Raw genomic sequence first — 17252 nt, 5'->3', positions numbered from 1 at the left:
GACGTCACTCAGACGTCGAGGTCACCACCGAAGTCGCCGAAACCGCCGCCGCCGAAGTCTCCGCCGCCGTCGTCCCAGCCCGCGTTCTCGTACCCGCCGCCGTCGGACGCGCCCGCATCGGACGCCCCGCCGTCACCGGAGTCGGCACCAGTGTCCTCCGAACCGCCGTCGCCCGCAGCATCGGTACCGCCGTCGAACGATCCGGCGTCGGGCAGGAAGGCGCTCATGATCGCCGAGCCGATGACGTACCCGGCGACCGTGCCGAGGATCGAGGCGCCGATCATCCGGCCGAACGACGGACCACCGCGCTGGCCCATCGCTCCCGCGCCGCCGTTCATGCCGCCGAGCGAGCGCTCCATGAAGCCGGGCTGCCGGATCTCCGAGCGGGTCGCCGCCTGGGCGAGGGACCGCGGGTCGTCCCCGCGGGGGGCCTCGCCGTCCGGGGCGCTGCGGGTGAACTCGTCGTAGACCATCCGACGCTGCTCGGGCGTCAGGGTCGCGAAGGCCTCGGCGTGGACCTCCTCGATGCGCTCCGGCGGCGCCGTGCGGAGCAGGTAGCGGTAGCGCTCGACAGCGCGCTCGTCGTCGGTGGACGCTGCGCCCTGCGGTCCGCCCGGCCGCTGTCCGCCGTACTGCTGGCCGCTGGGCTGAGCGGGACCGCCCCACTGCGGGGTCCCGTACTGCTGGCCGCCGTACTGCTGGCCCTGCGGGGTTCCGTACTGCTGGGCTCCGTACTGCTGGTCGCCGTCCTGCTGTCCCTGCGGGACGGGAGGCACCTGGTACGACTGCTGTCCGTACCGGTAGCCCTGCTGCTGCGGCTGCTGCGGCTGGGCCCACCCGTTCTGCTGGTCGCGGTCGCGCTCGGGACGGCCGAGCAGTCGGTCGAGGAATCCCATGTCGTTGCTCCTTCGGTGCGGTCCGCCCCGGTCGGGAGGGTCCGTCGGTGCCACCCTAGGGAGCGTCGGCGACCGCTGACTGTACGGCCGCACAGAACTGGCCGAGAGCGGTGTCGGCGCGCGCCGAGTGCCGTCGACCAGGCCCTGGAGCGCTCGTCGGCGGCACCCGGGCGGGCGACGAGGACGGGGCTCCCGCCACGGCGACGAGCGCCGGCGACCGCTCAGGCGCGCCCGCGACCCCGCCGCCCGGTGCGGAGGACGAGCCCGGCGAGCAACCGCCACCCCAGCAGGAAGACCGCCAGCGAGATCGTCGCGACGATGACGAACGACAGGGGCAGCGGATCCCCCGCGACGTCGCCCTGCCCGGTCAGCACGCGGAGCAGCATCCCGATCGCGACGGTCGCCACCCACACCACCACGCCCGTCGGCCACACCCGGAGCGGGCGCCGCCAGCCGCGCACGACCAGGTACCCGACGAGCCAGCCGACCAGGAACGGGTACGCCGTCGTCCACAGTCCGGAGAGCGACGAGGCCTCGGCGTGGGAGGACCGCCCGATGAGCGCGAAGGCGACGATGAGGACGATGTCGACGACGGCTGCGAGCCAGCCCCAGGTGCGAGTCACCCGACCATTCTCGCGCGGTCGGAGCGCTGCTCGTGACCCCCGCCCGGTCGGCGCACCCTCCCGTCGTGACCCTGCCCCGTCGTTGCCCTGCCCGTCGTGACCCTGCCCGTCGTGACCCTGCCCCGCCGTGACCCTGCCCCGCCGAGGCCGGCGCTCAGAACAGCCCGGGGCGACCGTTCTCCTCCGGCAGGTCGAACCCGCGGAACATGTCGGACACGAGCGCCGCGATCTGCGGTTCGACCAGGCGTTCGACGGCCTCGGCGATCCGCGGACGGTGCTCGACGAGGGCCAGGCACACGGCCGTCCCCGTGGCGCGCGCACACTCGTCGGACAGGGCGATCTCGTGCCGCAGTGCAGCCTTCGCCTCGTCGGACAGCGGTTCGCGCGGCGTCTGTTCCCCCGCCCCCGTGCCGGTCATCTCGTCGAGGGTGAACAGGAACGGCTCCCCGGGCGACGGCTCCGGGTCCACGTCGAGTCCCTGGAACTCCGGCGACAGGCCCTCGGTCGGCTGGTAGCCCGCGTGCCGCTTCCGCGCGGCGGCCCGTTCGAGCTCACGGTGCAGCAGCGGGAGGTTCTTCGCGGTGTACTCGTCGACGGCGTCCTCGACGATGGTCGAGATCCGACCGATCAACGCGTGCTGGACGGCGTGCGGCACGTCCGGGCCGAAGCCCGCTGCCGAGGCGATCGGAGAACCGGTGCACTTCCGGCAGATCCGCGTCCGCGGGCGGGCGGTCCCGATCTGCCAGCGCGGCAGCCAGCGCAACCACACGTCGACCGCGCTCCGCACGCGACCGTCGATGCCGTCCATCCCTCAACAGTAGGCCGCGCGGCGCGGTTGCCCGCGGAGCGCGCCCGAGCGGGCGGAAACGCGCCGCGCTCGCCGAGCGGCCTGCACGTTCCGCCCCCTCGTCAGCCCGGCGCGGTGCGGCGAGCGGTCAGGTGTGCCGCGAGCGGGCGGAAACGCCTGCCGGACCGGGCGCGCAGGTGCGAGATCCGCCCGCTCGGAGTGAGCGTCCGGCACCACCCGGCGAGCGGGCGGATCGGTCGAGCAGCCATGCGCGGACCTGCGCGTTCCGCCCTCTCGCGCTCGGTACCGGACGCGCGAGCCGACACGTCGCGCGAGCGGGCGGGACCGGCGACCGGGCCGGGCGCGGGAGTACGCGTTCCGCCCGCTCGCGATGGTCGCCGGACGCGGGGGCCGGCGAGCGGGAAGGAACCAGCGACCGGACCGGGCGCGGGAGTACGCGTTCCGCCCGCTCGCGATGGTCGCCGGACGCGGGGGCCGGCGAGCGGGAAGGAACGGCAACCGGGCCGGGCGCGGGAGTACGCGATCCGCCCGCTCGCGGTGGTCGCCGGACGCGGGGGCCGGCGAGCGGGAAGGAACGGCAGCAGAGGTGGTCCGCCCCCGCCGGTTCCGCCCGCTCGGCGAACGGGACGGACGGGAGGCGCGGGTCGGCCCCGCCCCGGGCGATCCGGCCCCGGGTGGTGCCGTGCTCAGGCCCGCGGCTCGGTCACGAAGTCGATGAGCTCCTCGACGCGCCCGAGCAGCTGTGGCTCCAGGTCGTTGAAGGTCCGGACCTGCCCGAGGATCCGCTGCCATGCACGGGCGACGTCGGCCTGCTCCGCGGCGGGCCACCCGAGGTGCTGCAGGATGCCCTTCTTCCACTCGATCGAGCGAGGGATCGTCGGCCACGCCTCGAGCCCGAGGCGCGCCGGCTTCACCGACTGCCAGACGTCGACGAACGGGTGCCCGACGACGAGGACGTGCGCGCCCCACTTCCCGCGCATCACCGCGTCGGCGAACCGGGACTCCTTCGACCCCGGGACGAGGTGGTCGACGAGCACCCCGACGCGACGCTCTCGGGTGGGCCGGAACTCGTCGAGCACGTCGGCCAGGTTGTCGACGCCCTCCAGGTACTCGACGACGACGCCCTCGACACGGAGGTCGGCGCCCCAGACCTTCTCCACGAGCTCGGCGTCGTGCCTGCCCTCGACCATGATCCGCGAGGGCAGCGCCACTCGTGCCCGCTGCTGCTCGACGGCGAACGAACCCGACGCGGTCCGGAGGCGACCACCGTCGGTCGTGTGCCGCACGGCGGGCGCGGCCCCGGGCCTCCCGTCCGCACCGGCGGCGCGAGCCGGGGGTGCAGCCGCGGCGGAGCGACCGACCGGCGCCTGCGGACGACCGAGGGTGACGAGTTCGCCCTCGAGCAGGAACTGCCCGGTGAAGGGGAAGGCGCGGGTGCGACCCTTCCAGTCCTCCAGGGCGACGTTGCCCGCCTCGAGCCCGACGACGGCGCCCGCCCACCCGGAGTCGGGGTCCTCGAGCACCATGTCGCGTTCGAGCGGCACCTGCCGCACCTTCTTGACGCCCTTCGAGCGCCAGTCGCCCGAGAGCACGTCACTGCCGTACCGGTCGTCGTCCACCCGGGAAGCGTAGTGTCGACGGGTCCCGCAACGGCGCCGGCACCCTGGCGCGTCACGGTACGCGCCGCGTCCACCCCCGATCGGAAGGCCACACCGTGCGCGCAACCGTCATCCACGCCCCTCGCGACATCCGCGTCGAGGAGCGCGACACCCCCGTCCTCATCGAGCCCACCGACGCCGTCGTCAAGGTGACCGCGTCCTGCGTCTGCGGATCGGACCTCTGGCCGTACCGCGGCGTCCGCGGGACCGAGCAGGCCCACACCATCGGGCACGAGTTCGTGGGCGTCGTCGAGTCCGTCGGCGCCGACGTCACGGGCCTGTCCGCCGGCGACTTCGTCATCGCGCCGTTCACGACGAACGACGGCACCTGCCAGGCGTGCACGCACGGCATGACGAGCGGCTGCGAGCACAGCTCGATCTTCGGGGGCACGACCGACGCCTACGGCCACCCGATCGGCGGCGCCCAGTCGGAGTACGTCCGGGTGCCCGACGCCGCGGCGACGCTCGTGAAGGTCCCGGGCCCGGTGGACGACGACCTCGTGCCGTCGCTCCTCACGCTCTCCGACGTCTTCTCGACGGGACACCACGCCGCCGTGTCGGCCGAGGTCGGCCCGGGGAAGACCGTCGTGGTCGTCGGCGACGGCGCGGTCGGCCTGTCCGCGGTGCTCGCCGCCGCGCGCCTGGGCGCCGAGCGCATCATCGCGATGAGCCGGCACACGGACCGCCAGGCGCTGGCGCGGGAGTTCGGGGCGACCGACGTCGTCGAGACCCGCGGCGAGGAGGGCATCGCCGCCGTGCGCGAACTGCTCGGCGGGGAGCTCGCCGACTGTGCCCTCGAGGCCGTCGGTACCGCGGAGAGCATGGACCAGGCGCTGCGGGTCGTCCGCCCCGGCGGCAACGTCGGCTACGTCGGGGTCCCCGCGGGTGCACCCGAACTGCCGATGCCCTTCCTGTTCGCGAAGAACATCACCGTGGGTGGCGGGATGGCCCCCGCCCGCGCGTACATCGAGGAGCTGCTGCCCGACGTGCTCTCGCGGACGATCGAGCCGGGCCGGGTGTTCGACCTCGAGCTGCCCCTCGACCAGGCCGCCGAGGCGTACGCGGCGATGGACGAGCGGCGCGCGATCAAGGTGCTGCTGCGTCCGTAGCACCCGGGTGGGCTGAGTGGGCGGTGTCGTCCGTCAGGCGTCGCGCACCGCGAGCACCCGGTGCGGCGCCGCCCGCTCGGCGGTCCACCCCGCGGGGAGCGCCTCCTGCAGCTCCGGCACGGTGAACGACCGGCGGATGGAGCGGAGCCCGTCCACCCGGACGAACGTCCCGGCGGACACGAGCGGGGATGCCAGCGCGTACGCGCGGTAGGCCTGCCGCGACCGACGGATGTCCGAGTGGAGGCTCCGACCGGTGGCCAGCTGCTCGGAGTCCGACAGGAAGGCCGCTCGGGCGTCGTCGTCCAGGTGGTGCAGCACGTGGTTCGACACGACGACGTCGAACCGCTCTCCCGCGGCGACGAGGTCCGTGCTCGACGCCTGCCGGAAGGTCACCCCGCGCGCCGTCGACCGTCGGGCTGCAGCGATGGCGCGTTCGTCCGGGTCGACCCCGACGACCTCGAGCGACAACCCGTCACTGCCCGCCCACCGCACGAGCGAGCGCGCCAGGTCGCCGCCACCGCAGCCGAGGTCGAGGACCCGCGCACGACCGCTCGGTGGCAGCGCGGGGACGACGTGCGTCCGCCAGACCGCCCGCCACCCGCTGACCAGCGAGTTCACCACGGCGAACCGCCGGAACGTCCGATCGAGCACCCGCGGGTCGCACCCCGGGTCGTCCATGAGCTCCTGCAGGACCGTGTCCCGCTGTCGGAGGTCGACCGCTCGGGCTCCGGGCTCACGTCCGCCGTCCGTGCCGCGCACGGTCCGTGGCCGGTCCGTCACGCCTCGACCGCCGTGAGCCTCGCGCTCTCCACCGTCAGCCCGGGACCGAACGCGACGGCCGCGACCGGCGATCCGGGCGCGAGGCCCTGCTCGACGGCGTCGCGGAGCACGAACAGCACCGTCGCGCTCGACATGTTCCCGTGGTCGCGGAGCACGGCGCGGCTCGACGCGACCGCGCCGTCGGGCAGCTCGAGGGCGTCCTGCGCCCGGTCCAGGATCGCCCGTCCACCGGGGTGCACCGCCCACACCGGCACGTCGGCGAAGGTCTCGCCCTCGCCGAGCAGCGCGGTGACGGCAGCCGGCACGTGCACACCGACGAGCTTCGGGACGGCGGTGGAGAGCACCATCTCGAAGCCCTCGTCACCGATGTTCCACGCCATCTCGGACGCGCCCTCGGGCACCGTCGCCGTCGCGAACCGCTCGATGCGCAGACCCGGCCCGCCCGCCGTGACGACCGCCGCCGCCGCGCCGTCGCCGAAGACGCTGTTCGCGACGATCTGGTCCGGGTCGTCCGACGCGCGGACGTGCAGGGTGCAGAGTTCCGCGCAGACGACGAGCACGACCGCGTCCGGGTCCGCCTCGGCGAAGGCCGCCGCGATCCGCAGCGCCGGGAAGGCGGCGCAGCACCCCATGAAGCCGATGTGGTGTCGGAACACCCCGGCGGGCAGTCCGAGCTGGTCGACGACGTCGATGTCCGGTCCGGGCTGCGTGAACCCCGTGCACGAGACGGTCACCAGGTGGGTGACCCGGTCCGGTGCCACCCCGGCGCGCTCGACGGCGTCACGGGCGGCCGCGACGAAGAGCGCCGGAGCGAGCTCCCGGTAGCGGTCGTTGCGTGTACCGGTGGACGGTGAGACGAGCGTGCCGGAGTCCTGTCGGAAGAGCCCGCCGGGCCGCGAGGCGTCGAGCTCCTCGATCACCGTGTGCCGGTGCTCCACGGCGGATGCGTCGAACGCCGCGGGGACGATCCGTGCGCCGAGGCGGCCGAGGCCGGGCTGCCCGGCGAACAGGTCACGCACCGAACCCTGGTCGAGGGTGGTGTCGGGGACGGCGGTCCCGATGGCGCGGATCGTTGCGGTCACGACCCATCCTGTCACCGGGTCGCTGACACGTCCCCAGGTTGGTCCGGTCCGGTCGGTGCCGACGACGGACGGGAGGCACGGGGCCAGCCGGCCCCGTGCCTCCCGTCCGTCGCGGCCGGACGCTACGACTGCTGCGCGCGCTCCAGGACCAGTTCGCGGACGCGGGCCGCGTCGGCCTGACCCTGCATCGCCTTCATGACCGCGCCGATGATCGCGCCGGCGGCCTGGACCTTGCCGTCCTGGATCTTGGCGAGGACGTCCGGCTGGGCGGCGAGTGCCTGGTCGACCGCTGCGGTGAGGGCCGAGTCGTCGGAGACGACCTTGAGCCCACGGGCCTCGACGACCTGCGCCGGCGACCCCTCGCCCGCGATGACCCCCTCGAGCACCTGGCGCGCCAGACGGTCGGTCAGGTCACCGGACTCGACGAGCGCGATCGTCTCGGCGACGTGCTGCGGCGACACGAGGTCACCGGCTGCGGCGTCCTGCGCGTTCGCGACGCGGCTGATCTCGCCCGTCCACCACTTGCGCGCGGCCTGCGGAGAGGCACCGGCGGCGACCGTCGCCTCGACCTCGTCGAGCAGCCCGCCGTTGACGACGTCCTGGAACTCGAGGTCGCTGAAGCCCCAGTCCCCCTTGAGACGGCGGCGACGTGCGACGGGCGCCTCGGGCAGGGATGCCCGGAGTTCCTCGATGACCGCGGGGTCCGGCACGACCGGCAGCAGGTCGGGCTCCGGGAAGTAGCGGTAGTCGTCGGCGTCCGACTTCGGGCGGCCGGCCGAGGTGCGCCCGGTGTCCTCGTGCCAGTGCCGCGTCTCCTGCGTGATCGTGCCACCCGCGGCGAGGATCGCGGCCTGGCGCTGGATCTCGTAGCGGATGGCGCGCTCGACGGCGCGGAACGAGTTGACGTTCTTCGTCTCGGTGCGGGTACCCAGCTTCTCCTGGCCCCAGGGGCGCAGCGAGATGTTCGCGTCGCAGCGCAGGTTGCCGCGCTCCATGCGGGCCTCGGAGACGCCGAGGGCGCGGACCAGGTCACGGATGACCTGGACGTACGCGGCGCCGAGCTCGGGAGCACGGTCCTTCGCGCCGAAGATCGGCTTCGTGACGATCTCGACGAGCGGGACGCCGGCGCGGTTGTAGTCGACGAGCGAGTACTCGGCGCCCTGGATGCGACCGGTGGCACCACCGACGTGCGTCAGCTTGCCCGCGTCCTCCTCCATGTGGGCGCGTTCGATCGGCACCTGGAAGATGGTGCCGTCGGCGAGCTCGACCTCGACCTCACCCTCGAACGCGATCGGCTCGTCGTACTGCGAGATCTGGTAGTTCTTCGGGTTGTCCGGGTAGTAGTAGTTCTTCCGGGCGAACCGCGAGGACTCCGCGATCGAGCAGCCGAGCGCGAGCCCGAGCTGGATCGAGTAGCGCACGGCCTGCTCGTTGACGACCGGCAACGACCCGGGCAGCCCGAGGTCGACCGGGGTCACGTTCGTGTTGGGCTCGCCGCCGAAGAAGTTCGGGGCGTCCGAGAACATCTTGGTCTTCGTCGCGAGTTCGACGTGGACCTCGAAGCCGAGCACCGGCTCGAAGCGCTCGAGCGCCTCGTCGAAGTCCATCAGCGCGTCCTTCTGCGCCATCAGATCACACCTTCCTGCGCAGCGGACTGCTGAGACTGGTCGAGGTCCGGGATGCTGTCGATGAGCGGGCGGCCCCACTGCTGCTCGAGCAGACGCTCGAGCGCGGCGCCGTACCGGTAGAGGCGGGCGTCCTCGCGCTGCGGCGCCATGAGCTGCACACCGGTCGGCAGCGAGTCCTCGGGCGCGAGGCCGTTCGGGATGCTCATGCCGGGCACGCCGGCGAGGTTCGCCGGGATCGTCGTGAGGTCGTTGAGGTACATCGACAGCGGGTCGTCGAGGCGCTCCCCCAGCGGGAAGGCGGTCGTCGGCGCCGACGGGCTGATGAGCAGGTCGACCTGGTCGAACGCCGCCGCGAAGTCGCGCTGCACCAGGGTGCGGACCTTCTGCGCGGACCCGTAGTAGGCGTCGTAGTAGCCAGCGCTGAGCGCGTAGGTGCCGAGGATGATGCGGCGCTTGACCTCGGGGCCGAAGCCGGCCTCACGCGTCGCGGCCATGACGTCCTCGACGGTCGCACCGTTCTCGGGCGTGACGCGCAGGCCGAAGCGCACCGAGTCGAACTTCGCGAGGTTCGACGACGCCTCGGCCGGCAGGATCAGGTAGTAGGCGCTGATCGCGTACGCGAACGACGGCGCGGCGATCTCGACGACCTCGGCGCCCGCCTGCTCGAGGATCGCGACCGTCTCCTGGAAGCGCTGCGTGACGCCGGCCTGGAAGCCCTCGCCCCCCGCGAGCTCCTCGACGACGCCGACCTTGAGCCCGCGGAGCGTGTCGGCCTGCAGGCCCTCGCGCGCAGCGGCGGCCATCGACGGCCAGGCGTCAGGGATCGACGTCGAGTCCTTCGGGTCGTGCCCGCCGATGACGTCGTGCAGCAGCGCAGCGTCGAGGACCGTGCGGGACACCGGACCGACCTGGTCGAGCGACGACGCGAGTGCGATCGCGCCGTACCGGCTGACCCCGCCGTAGGTCGGCTTCACACCGACCGTGCCCGTGACGGCACCCGGCTGGCGGATCGAGCCACCGGTGTCGGAGCCGAGGGCGAAGGGGGCCTCGTGCGCGGCGACCGCTGCCGCCGATCCCCCGCCGGAGCCGCCGGGGATCCGGTCGAGGTCCCACGGGTTGCGCGTCGGACCGTACGCCGAGAACTCGGTCGTCGAGCCCATCGCGAACTCGTCCATGTTGGTCTTGCCGAGCGGCACGAGACCGGCGGCGCGGAGCTTCGCGACCGGGGTGGCGTCGTAGGGCGGCCGCCAGCCCTCGAGGATCTTCGACCCCGAGGTGGTCGGCATGTCCTGCGTGCACAGGACGTCCTTGATCGCGATCGGCACACCGGCGAGCGCACCGAGGTCGTCGCCCGCGGCGCGACGCGAGTCGATCGACCGCGCTGCCGCCAGGGCGTTCTCGTTGACGTGCAGGAACGCGTGCACGTCGCCGTCGACCGCTGCGATCCGGTCGAGGTGGGCCTGCGTGGCCTCGACGCTCGAGACGTCGCGCGCCACGAGGGCGTCGGCGAGGGCGGCCGCGCTGAGGCGGGTCAGGTCGTCGGTCACTGCTCTTCTCCCAGGATTGCCGTCACGCGGAACCGTTCGCCGTCGGAGTCGGGCGCGCCGGAGAGCGCCTGCTCCTGGGTCAGCGTCTGCCCCACCACGTCGGGTCGGGTGACGTTGCCGAGCGGCACCGGGTGGCTCGTCGCCGGGACGTCGTCGGTCGCGACCTCGGCGACCTTGGCGACGCTCTCGACGATGTGCGACAGCTCCCCGGTCAGCTTCTCGATCTCGTCGGGCGTGAGTGCGATACGTGCGAGGTTCGCCAGGTGGGCGACCTGCTCGCTCGTGATGTCAGGCATGGTGCTCCGTCGATCGGTTCGTGGAATGCGCACCAGTCTATTGGCCGCGTCCGGCGGCGGCACCACGGTCACCGGGGCTGTGGAGAACCGGTACGCCAGGCCCGGTGCCGGTCCGGCGGACCGGCACCGGGCCTGGCGTACCGTCGCGTGCTCGCCGTCGCCGCCTACCCGTGCGTCGGTGGCTGCTGGGTCGCCTCGCCCGTTCCGGTGCCCTGCGCGCCGCCACCGGGGCCCGTCCCGGTCGACGGCGCGCCGGCACCCGCGCCCGGCTGCGAGCCGGCACCCGCCGCCCCGCCCGGTGCGGGCGCGCCCGTCGTCGTGCCGCCGGTCGTGTCCGCGGTGGACGATCCCGGCGCGGAGGGCGCCTGGGCGCGCGTCCCCGGCGTCGCCTGGTCCCCGCCCGTCGCCGCGTCCGAGGCCGAACCGTCGACGGACCGCGGCGTCGAGCCGATCATCGCCGGGTCGGGCTCGGGCAGCGCTCCCCCGCCGTAGCGCTGGTCGAGCCACGACATCATCGAGCGGCCGACGCCGAACTTCGCGCTGTACCCGGTCGTGCCCTGCGGGAAGGACGTGTTCGCGAGACCGACGAGCCCCCTGACGTTGCCGATCCACGTCGCGTTGGTGTACTTCGTGCTCGACGTGACGAGCCAGTTCTGCGTGTCGGCGTCGGTCGTGCCGGTCTTGGCGAACTTCGGGGTGCTGTCACCGGGGTTCGCCGAGGCCGCGGTGCCGCTGCCGGTCAGGACGCCCTGCAGCGCGTGGTCGACCGTCCCGGCGACCTCGGCGGAGACGCCCCGGGTGCAGCTGGACGGCGTGGGCGTGACCGTCGTGCCGTCGGCCTCGCGCACCGAGTCGATGACGGTCGGCGTGCACACGACGCCGCCGTTCGCGAAGCCCGCGTACGCCTCGGCCAGGTCGATCGGCGAGAGCGGGTTCGTGCCGAGCACGGACGCCGGGTTCGACGCCGGGGCCGAGCCGTCCGCCTGGTGGATGCCCATGGCCTGTGCGAGGTCCTTGATCTTGCAGAGGTCGAGCTGCTTCGCCATCGCGCCGAACGCGGTGTTGATCGACTCCGAGGTCGCCGCCTGGACGCTCATGCTCGCCGGGACGGCCTCGGCGTTCGAGACGGGCCAGGGGGACCCGCCGAGTGCCTCGCACGAGTTCGTGAACTCGGACTGCTGGAACAGGTGCTCGCCCGTCGGCACCGACTCCGACAGCGTGTGCCCGGACGCCAGCCACTCGGCCAGGGTGAAGACCTTGTAGGTCGAGCCGGTCTGGAACCCCCCGGAGTTGCCGTAGGCCGTGTCCGCGTTGTAGTCGATGGCCGTCGCACCGGGGCCGGCGTTGTCGCGCTGCGTGTACGTCGTGTTCTGCACCATCGACAGCACGCGTCCGGTGCCGGGCTGGACGGTGACGTTCGTGCCGCCGAGGTCGACACCGGTCATCGTCGCGGGCACGTAGGACGAGAGCGCGGACTGGGCCTGGGCCTGCAGGTCGAGGTCGAGCGACGTGTGGATCTCGAGGCCCTTCGTGTCGAGGGTCTCGATGCGCTCCGCGGCGGTCTTGCCGAACGCCGGGTCCTGCAGCACCTGGTCGCGGACGTAGTCGCAGAAGTACCCCGCGTCGTACGCACTCGCCGCGGCCGAGCAGCCGTTCGCGGTGTCGGTGATCCGCGGCGTGACCGGGGTGGCCTCCGCCTGGTCGAGCTGCGCCTTCGAGATGTCGTGGTGCACGTACATCCGCTGCAGGACGTAGTCGCGCCGCGTCTTCGTCGCCGCGTAGCCGTTCGCCGCGCCGTTGTCCTCGTCGTCCGGCTCGTCGATGCGCAGGTTCGCCGGGTTGTTGAGGATGGCGACGAGCGTCGCGGACTGCGGGAGCGACAGGTCCTTCGCGTGCACGCCGAAGTAGTACTCGGCACCCGCCTCGGCGCCGTAGACGCGGCCGCCGAGCCCGACGAGGTTCAGGTAGCCGGTGAGGATCTGGTCCTTCGTGTACTTCTTGTCGACCGCGATGGCGTAGCGCATCTCCTGCAGCTTGCGTTGCGGTGTCACCCCGGCGGCGTCCTGGTAGCACGCCGCGACCTTGGCCTGGGTGGCGGCCGCGGTCGCGCCGGTGAGCTGCTCGCACTGCTGCACGAGGACGTTCTTCACGTACTGCTGCGTGATGCTCGAACCGCCCTGCACGTCGCCCCCGACGACGGTCGCCGCGACACCGCGGACGGTCCCGAGCACGTCGATGCCGCCCTCGTCCTCGAAGCGGGGGTCCTCGGTGTCGATCGCCGCGCGCTTGAGCGACTCCGCCATGGCGTCCGAGGCGACGTCGGTCCGGTTCTCGGCGTAGAACGACGCGATCTTGACCTGCTGGCCGTCCTTCGTGGCGTAGACCGACGACACCTGCTGCGGGGTCTGGATGTCGAGGTAGCTCGGCAGGTCCTCGAAGAACGACACCGCTCCGGACGTCGCCTCGCCCGCCACCGCCACGGCCGGGGTCACCGCGACCGCGACCAGCAGTCCTGCGAGGCCGGACATGGCGAGGAAGGTCGTGAGGGCACCGGACCACCGCATCGCACGCATGGCGGCACGGTACGGCCCCGGACTGGGGTGCTTCTGCCGTGCGGAGGGCGGGGGCTGCGGCGGCGCACAGGATCACCCACAGGGAGGGTCGTGCATCGCCCACGGGCGGGTCCGCTCAGTCGCGGGGCTGCAGGTCCTGGGGTCGCAGGAGGTACATGTCGGGCACCGGTTGCGCGGTCCCGCCGCCACCCTGGCCGCGCCGGGCCTGGTGCCGGACGAGGTCACCGCGACCGACCCCGATGAGGGCGACGTCGTGCAGCGACGCCGTCCCCGGCTTGAGGTAGTCGTTGTGACCCACCGGTCGGCGGAACACGCCCGCGTCCGGTTCGACGGTGTCCGTGGAGAGGTCGAGGAGCGTCGACCCGAACCCCGCCGAACCCGGGTCGGTCCCGAAGTACCCGGAGCCCGCGATCGGGTCGCTGTGCGCGTCGCCGACGTACACCTGCCCGGGTCCCACCGCGAGCTCGGAGGCGGTCTGCACCGCACTGCCCGGCGAGCCGAGCACGGTGAGCGAGTCCGCCTGCATGCGGCCGGACGACAGTGCCATCAGCGCCGTCGTCGACCCGTAGGAGTGCGCGACGACGTTCAACCGGGGCCGGTCGTCGCCGCGGACGGCGTCGAGACCGTCGACCACCCGTTCGAGCCGCTCGGCACCGGTGCGGGCGAGTCCGAGCGACAGGATGTTGGACATGTCGGGCGTCCGGTAGCCCATCCACGCGAGCACGGCGGTGCCGCTCGACGCGTGGTCCGCGACGCCTCGGGCGGTCTGCGTCGTGGCGAGCGCCGACACGGTGGTCTGCTCGTCGTACAGGTCGCTCGCGGTGTCGGTGAAGTCGTGCATCTGCCCGGTCACGGTGAAGAACATCCCCGGGACGACCACCGTCACGTCCCGGGCGGTCGCGAGGTCCCCCACCGCGATCGCCGCGCGGCCCGAGCCCCGGGTGTCGAGCACGATCAGGCGCCGGGGGGCCTGGCCCGACTCGCGGTGCAGGGAGTCCCGGACCTGCGCGAGCAGCGCGGTGCGGGCGGCGGCACGGTCGGACCCGGCGCCGGAGTCCTGGGCATCGGAGTCCTGGTCGTCGGAGTCCTGGTCGTCGGTGCCGACCCCGTCGGCGAGGGTGGTCCGGTTGGCGCGGTCACGGACGTCGTACGGCACCCCGTCCAGGTTGCCGACGACCGCGGGGGCGAGGGCGACCAGGCGCTCCTGTGCGCCGGTGCCGAGCGCGTCCCACCACCGTGCGACGGCGGCCGCGGTGGGTGGCCGGTCCTGGGCGGTCGCGAGCACCCGATCGTCCTCGTCGGCGCGTGCCAGGTCGCCAGGACCGACCGCGACGAGTGCGTCGAGGAACGCCGTGCCGCGCGCCCGCGCCAACCGCTCGAGGCCGACGTGACCGCCGGCAGCGGTCGTCGAGGCGCCGGGCGGAGCATCGCGTGCCACGGGGTCCCGGACCCCGGACACCTCCGCGACGGGCGCCTCGGCCACGGCCAGGACGCCCACGCCGGACACTCCCGGGACGGGCACGGCAGGAGCCTCGACCACTCCCAGCGAGTGCATCGAGGCGGTGAGTAGCAGGGCCGCGGCGATGAGCAGCAATCAGGTCTCCCCGGGAAGGCCGTGTCGTCGACCCCCTCAGCCGACGATTGATGCCCTCTCGAGTGTAAGGAGAATGCGCTCACGAGGGGGTGCGCGGTGCAACTTGCCCCTCGAACTGGGTGCGGATCGTCGACGGTCCCCCGCGGACGACGGCGCGTCGCTCACGGCGAGCCGCGCTCCGCCGTGCTGCTCAGCTCCCTGCGTCCGCGTCGTCGGTCGCCTGGCCGTCGGCGCCGTCGGACGGCTCCGGTCCGTCCGCCCGGTCCGGCTCCAGGGCGCCGGGCCCCTCGGTCACGAGCAGGCGGAACTGCTCCGCGTCGATGATGCGGAGCCCGAGCTGCTCGGCCTTCGTGAGCTTCGACCCGGCACCGGGACCGGCGGCGACGAAGTCCGTCTTCTTGCTGACGCTCGACGCAGCCTTGCCGCCGGCGGCGATGATGGCCTCCTGCGCGCCCTCACGGGTGTACCCCTCGAGCGAGCCCGTCGCGACGACGGTGACCCCGCTGAGGACGCCCCCCTCGACGGCAGCGCCGGGACCGGGGTGGTCCGGCGTGGTGAACTGCACCCCCGCGGCCGTCCAGCGGTCGATGATCTCGCGGTGCCAGTCCACGGCGAACCAGTCGAGCAGGGCGTCCGCGATGATCCCGCCGACCCCGTCGACCGCCGCGAGCTCCTCGCGCGACGCCTCCCGGATGCGGTCGAGCGACCCGAAGTGGTTCGCGAGTGCCCGTGCGGCGACCGGGCCGACGTGCCGGATGCTGAGCCCGACCATGATGCGCCAGAGCGGCTTGGTCTTCGCGGCCTCGATGTTCGCCAGCATCTCGAAGGCGTTCTTCGACGGGTAGCGGCTCGGCTCACCCGTGTGGTCGGCTCCGCGCGCGTCGGGGTCGAACGGCGGATCGGTCTTCTTGCGGGCACGGCTGAACGGCGTGACGCGCTTCGGCGTGCCGTCGTCGTCGGACTTCTCCATGCCGGTCTCGGCGTCGCGGACGATCACCTCGATGGGGACGATGTCCTCCATCGTCAGGTCGAACAGGCCGGCCTCGGTGACGAGCGGCGGCTGCTCGGGGTGCAGCGGCTGCGTGAGCGCCGCGGCGGCGACCTCGCCCAGGCCCTCGATGTCGAGGGAGCCGCGCGAGGCGATGTGCTCGACCCGGCCACGGACCTGGGCGGGGCAGCTCCGGGCGTTCGGGCAGCGGAGGTCCTTGTCGCCCTCCTTCGCCGGTGCGAGGGGCGTCCCGCACTCCGGGCAGGCGGCGGGCATGACGAACTCGCGCTCGGTGCCGTCGCGCAGCTCGACGACCGGGCCGAGCACCTCGGGGATGACGTCGCCGGCCTTGCGGAGCACGACGGTGTCGCCGATCAGGACGCCCTTCGCCTTCACGACGTCCTGGTTGTGCAGGGTCGCCTGCCGCACCACGGACCCCGCGACCTCGGCCGGCTGCATCACCGCGAAGGGCGTCGCACGTCCGGTCCGCCCGACGCTGACCACGACGTCGAGGAGCTTCGTGTGGACCTCCTCCGGCGGGTACTTGTACGCGATGGCCCAGCGCGGTGCACGGGAGGTCGAGCCGAGTTCCTCGTGCAGGGCCAGGTCGTCGACCTTCACCACGACGCCGTCGATCTGGTGCTCGACCGACGCACGACGCTCGCCGGTCGTCCGCACGAACCCGATGACCTCGTCCACGGTGTCGAACACCCGGTAGTGCGAACTCGTCGGCAGGCCCCAGGTCTGCAGCAGCTCGTAGACCTCGGACTGGGAGTGCACCTCGGTGTCGCGCTCGAGCTCGCGCACCGGCCACGCGCCGATGCCGTGCACGAGCATGCGGAGGCGTCGCAGGCGGTCGACCATGAGCGCGCGCTTCGCCTCGGACTTGCCCTCCTCCTTCTGGCGGAGCGATCCGGCGGCCGCGTTGCGCGGGTTCGCGAACACCCGCTCCCCCGCCTCGCGCTGCCGCGCGTTCAGTTCGTCGAACTGCGCGACGGGGAAGAAGATCTCGCCGCGGACCTCGACGATGGCCGGATGTCCCTCGCCGGACAACCGGTCGGGGATCGTGCCCATGGTGCGCACGTTGCCGGTGACGTCCTCGCCCACCACCCCGTCACCACGGGTCGCCGCCGACACGAGGCGACCGTGCTCGTACCGCAGGTTGATCGCGAGCCCGTCGATCTTCAGCTCGGTGAGGAACCGGACCCGTTCGGACCCGGCGTCGCGCTGCACCTTGTCGGCCCACTCGGTCAGCTCCTCGGGGCTGAACACGTTGTCGAGGCTCAGCATGCGCTCGGCGTGCTCGACCGGCGCGAACTGCACCGTCTGCGCCTGGCCGCCGACGGTCTGGGTCGGGCTGTCCGGGGTGCGCAGGTCCGGGAAGCGCTGCTCGATCGCATCGAGGCGACGGACCATCGCGTCGTAGTCGCCGTCCGACACCGTCGAGCCGTTGCCCTCGTAGTACTGGTCGCGCAGCTCGCCGATGCGCACCCGGAGACGGTCGACCTCCCGCTGGGCCTGCGCGGCGTCGAGGTCGGCCGGGGCCAGCGTCTCGAACGTCGAGTCGGCCGAGTCGGGGGTCGTGTCGCTCATGCCTCAGTTCTACCGTGCACCGCCGACCCCGGCCGCAGCCGGCTCCCCGGCCCCAGCCGCCCGACCCCCGGCAGCAC

General features: G+C 73.1%; 13 protein-coding genes. 1 reads left to right on the top strand and 12 read right to left on the bottom strand.

All coding sequences use genetic code 11. The features are described from left to right. Positions 1–8 precede the first annotated feature (8 nt). The 4 genes from J2X59_RS03760 to J2X59_RS03745 all read right to left on the bottom strand — a co-directional run bounded on the left by J2X59_RS03760 (position 9) and on the right by J2X59_RS03745 (position 3946). A complete protein-coding gene (locus J2X59_RS03760; RefSeq protein ID WP_326495747.1) occupies positions 9–896 on the bottom strand; it encodes a hypothetical protein in 888 nt (295 codons plus the stop codon). A 221-nt stretch (positions 897–1117) separates the two neighbouring features. After that, positions 1118–1519 (bottom strand): DUF3054 domain-containing protein, encoded by a 402-nt coding sequence (locus J2X59_RS03755; protein ID WP_326495746.1) that lies wholly within the window; start codon positions 1517–1519, stop codon positions 1118–1120. A 154-nt stretch (positions 1520–1673) separates the two neighbouring features. Then, a complete protein-coding gene (locus J2X59_RS03750) occupies positions 1674–2327 on the bottom strand; it encodes a spermidine/putrescine ABC transporter substrate-binding protein (protein WP_066652971.1) in 654 nt (217 codons plus the stop codon). Between the two features lie 686 nt (positions 2328–3013). Continuing rightward, a complete protein-coding gene (locus tag J2X59_RS03745; RefSeq protein ID WP_251154738.1) occupies positions 3014–3946 on the bottom strand; it encodes a DUF3097 domain-containing protein in 933 nt (310 codons plus the stop codon). 95 nt (positions 3947–4041) lie between these two features. On the opposite strand from J2X59_RS03745, the gene J2X59_RS03740 reads away from it, so the two are divergent. After that, a complete protein-coding gene (locus tag J2X59_RS03740) occupies positions 4042–5094 on the top strand; it encodes a zinc-dependent alcohol dehydrogenase family protein (RefSeq protein ID WP_326495745.1) in 1053 nt (350 codons plus the stop codon). 33 nt (positions 5095–5127) lie between these two features. On the opposite strand, the gene J2X59_RS03735 is transcribed toward J2X59_RS03740, so the two are convergent. From J2X59_RS03735 to ligA, 8 genes are all read right to left on the bottom strand, one after another. After that, a complete protein-coding gene (locus tag J2X59_RS03735; RefSeq protein ID WP_326495744.1) occupies positions 5128–5874 on the bottom strand; it encodes a methyltransferase domain-containing protein in 747 nt (248 codons plus the stop codon). Continuing rightward, a complete protein-coding gene (locus J2X59_RS03730; RefSeq protein ID WP_326495743.1) occupies positions 5871–6956 on the bottom strand; it encodes a type III polyketide synthase in 1086 nt (361 codons plus the stop codon). Before J2X59_RS03730 ends, J2X59_RS03735 begins: the two co-directional genes overlap by 4 nt. A 122-nt stretch (positions 6957–7078) precedes the next feature. Further along, positions 7079–8584 carry an Asp-tRNA(Asn)/Glu-tRNA(Gln) amidotransferase subunit GatB gene (gene gatB / locus J2X59_RS03725; protein ID WP_066652943.1) on the bottom strand — a complete coding sequence of 502 codons (1506 nt, stop codon included), beginning with the start codon at positions 8582–8584 and terminating at the stop codon, positions 7079–7081. After that, positions 8584–10131, bottom strand: coding sequence for an Asp-tRNA(Asn)/Glu-tRNA(Gln) amidotransferase subunit GatA (gatA, locus tag J2X59_RS03720; RefSeq protein ID WP_326495742.1), 1548 nt, complete (start codon positions 10129–10131; stop codon positions 8584–8586). Before gatA ends, gatB begins: the two co-directional genes overlap by 1 nt. Further along, positions 10128–10427 carry an Asp-tRNA(Asn)/Glu-tRNA(Gln) amidotransferase subunit GatC gene (gatC, locus tag J2X59_RS03715; protein WP_058728900.1) on the bottom strand — a complete coding sequence of 100 codons (300 nt, stop codon included), beginning with the start codon at positions 10425–10427 and terminating at the stop codon, positions 10128–10130. The genes gatA and gatC overlap by 4 nt, the downstream gene beginning before the upstream one ends. Before the next feature lie 164 nt (positions 10428–10591). Then, entirely contained in the window at positions 10592–13000 is a 2409-nt protein-coding gene (locus J2X59_RS03710) for a transglycosylase domain-containing protein (RefSeq protein ID WP_326495741.1), read from the bottom strand. A 115-nt stretch (positions 13001–13115) separates the two neighbouring features. Beyond that, on the bottom strand, positions 13116–14522 hold the full coding sequence (locus J2X59_RS03705; protein ID WP_326495740.1) for an alpha/beta hydrolase: 1407 nt from the start codon (positions 14520–14522) through the stop codon (positions 13116–13118). A 262-nt stretch (positions 14523–14784) separates the two neighbouring features. Beyond that, positions 14785–17175: an NAD-dependent DNA ligase LigA gene (gene ligA / locus J2X59_RS03700; RefSeq protein ID WP_144411250.1), complete on the bottom strand. Its 2391-nt coding sequence runs from the start codon at positions 17173–17175 to the stop codon at positions 14785–14787. Positions 17176–17252 lie beyond the last annotated feature (77 nt).

The sequence above is a fragment of the Curtobacterium sp. 260 genome (genome assembly GCF_030803485.1).
Classification (GTDB): domain Bacteria; phylum Actinomycetota; class Actinomycetes; order Actinomycetales; family Microbacteriaceae; genus Curtobacterium.
Note: the sequence above shows the minus strand (reverse complement) of the source record. Positions and strands in the feature narration are given on the sequence as shown.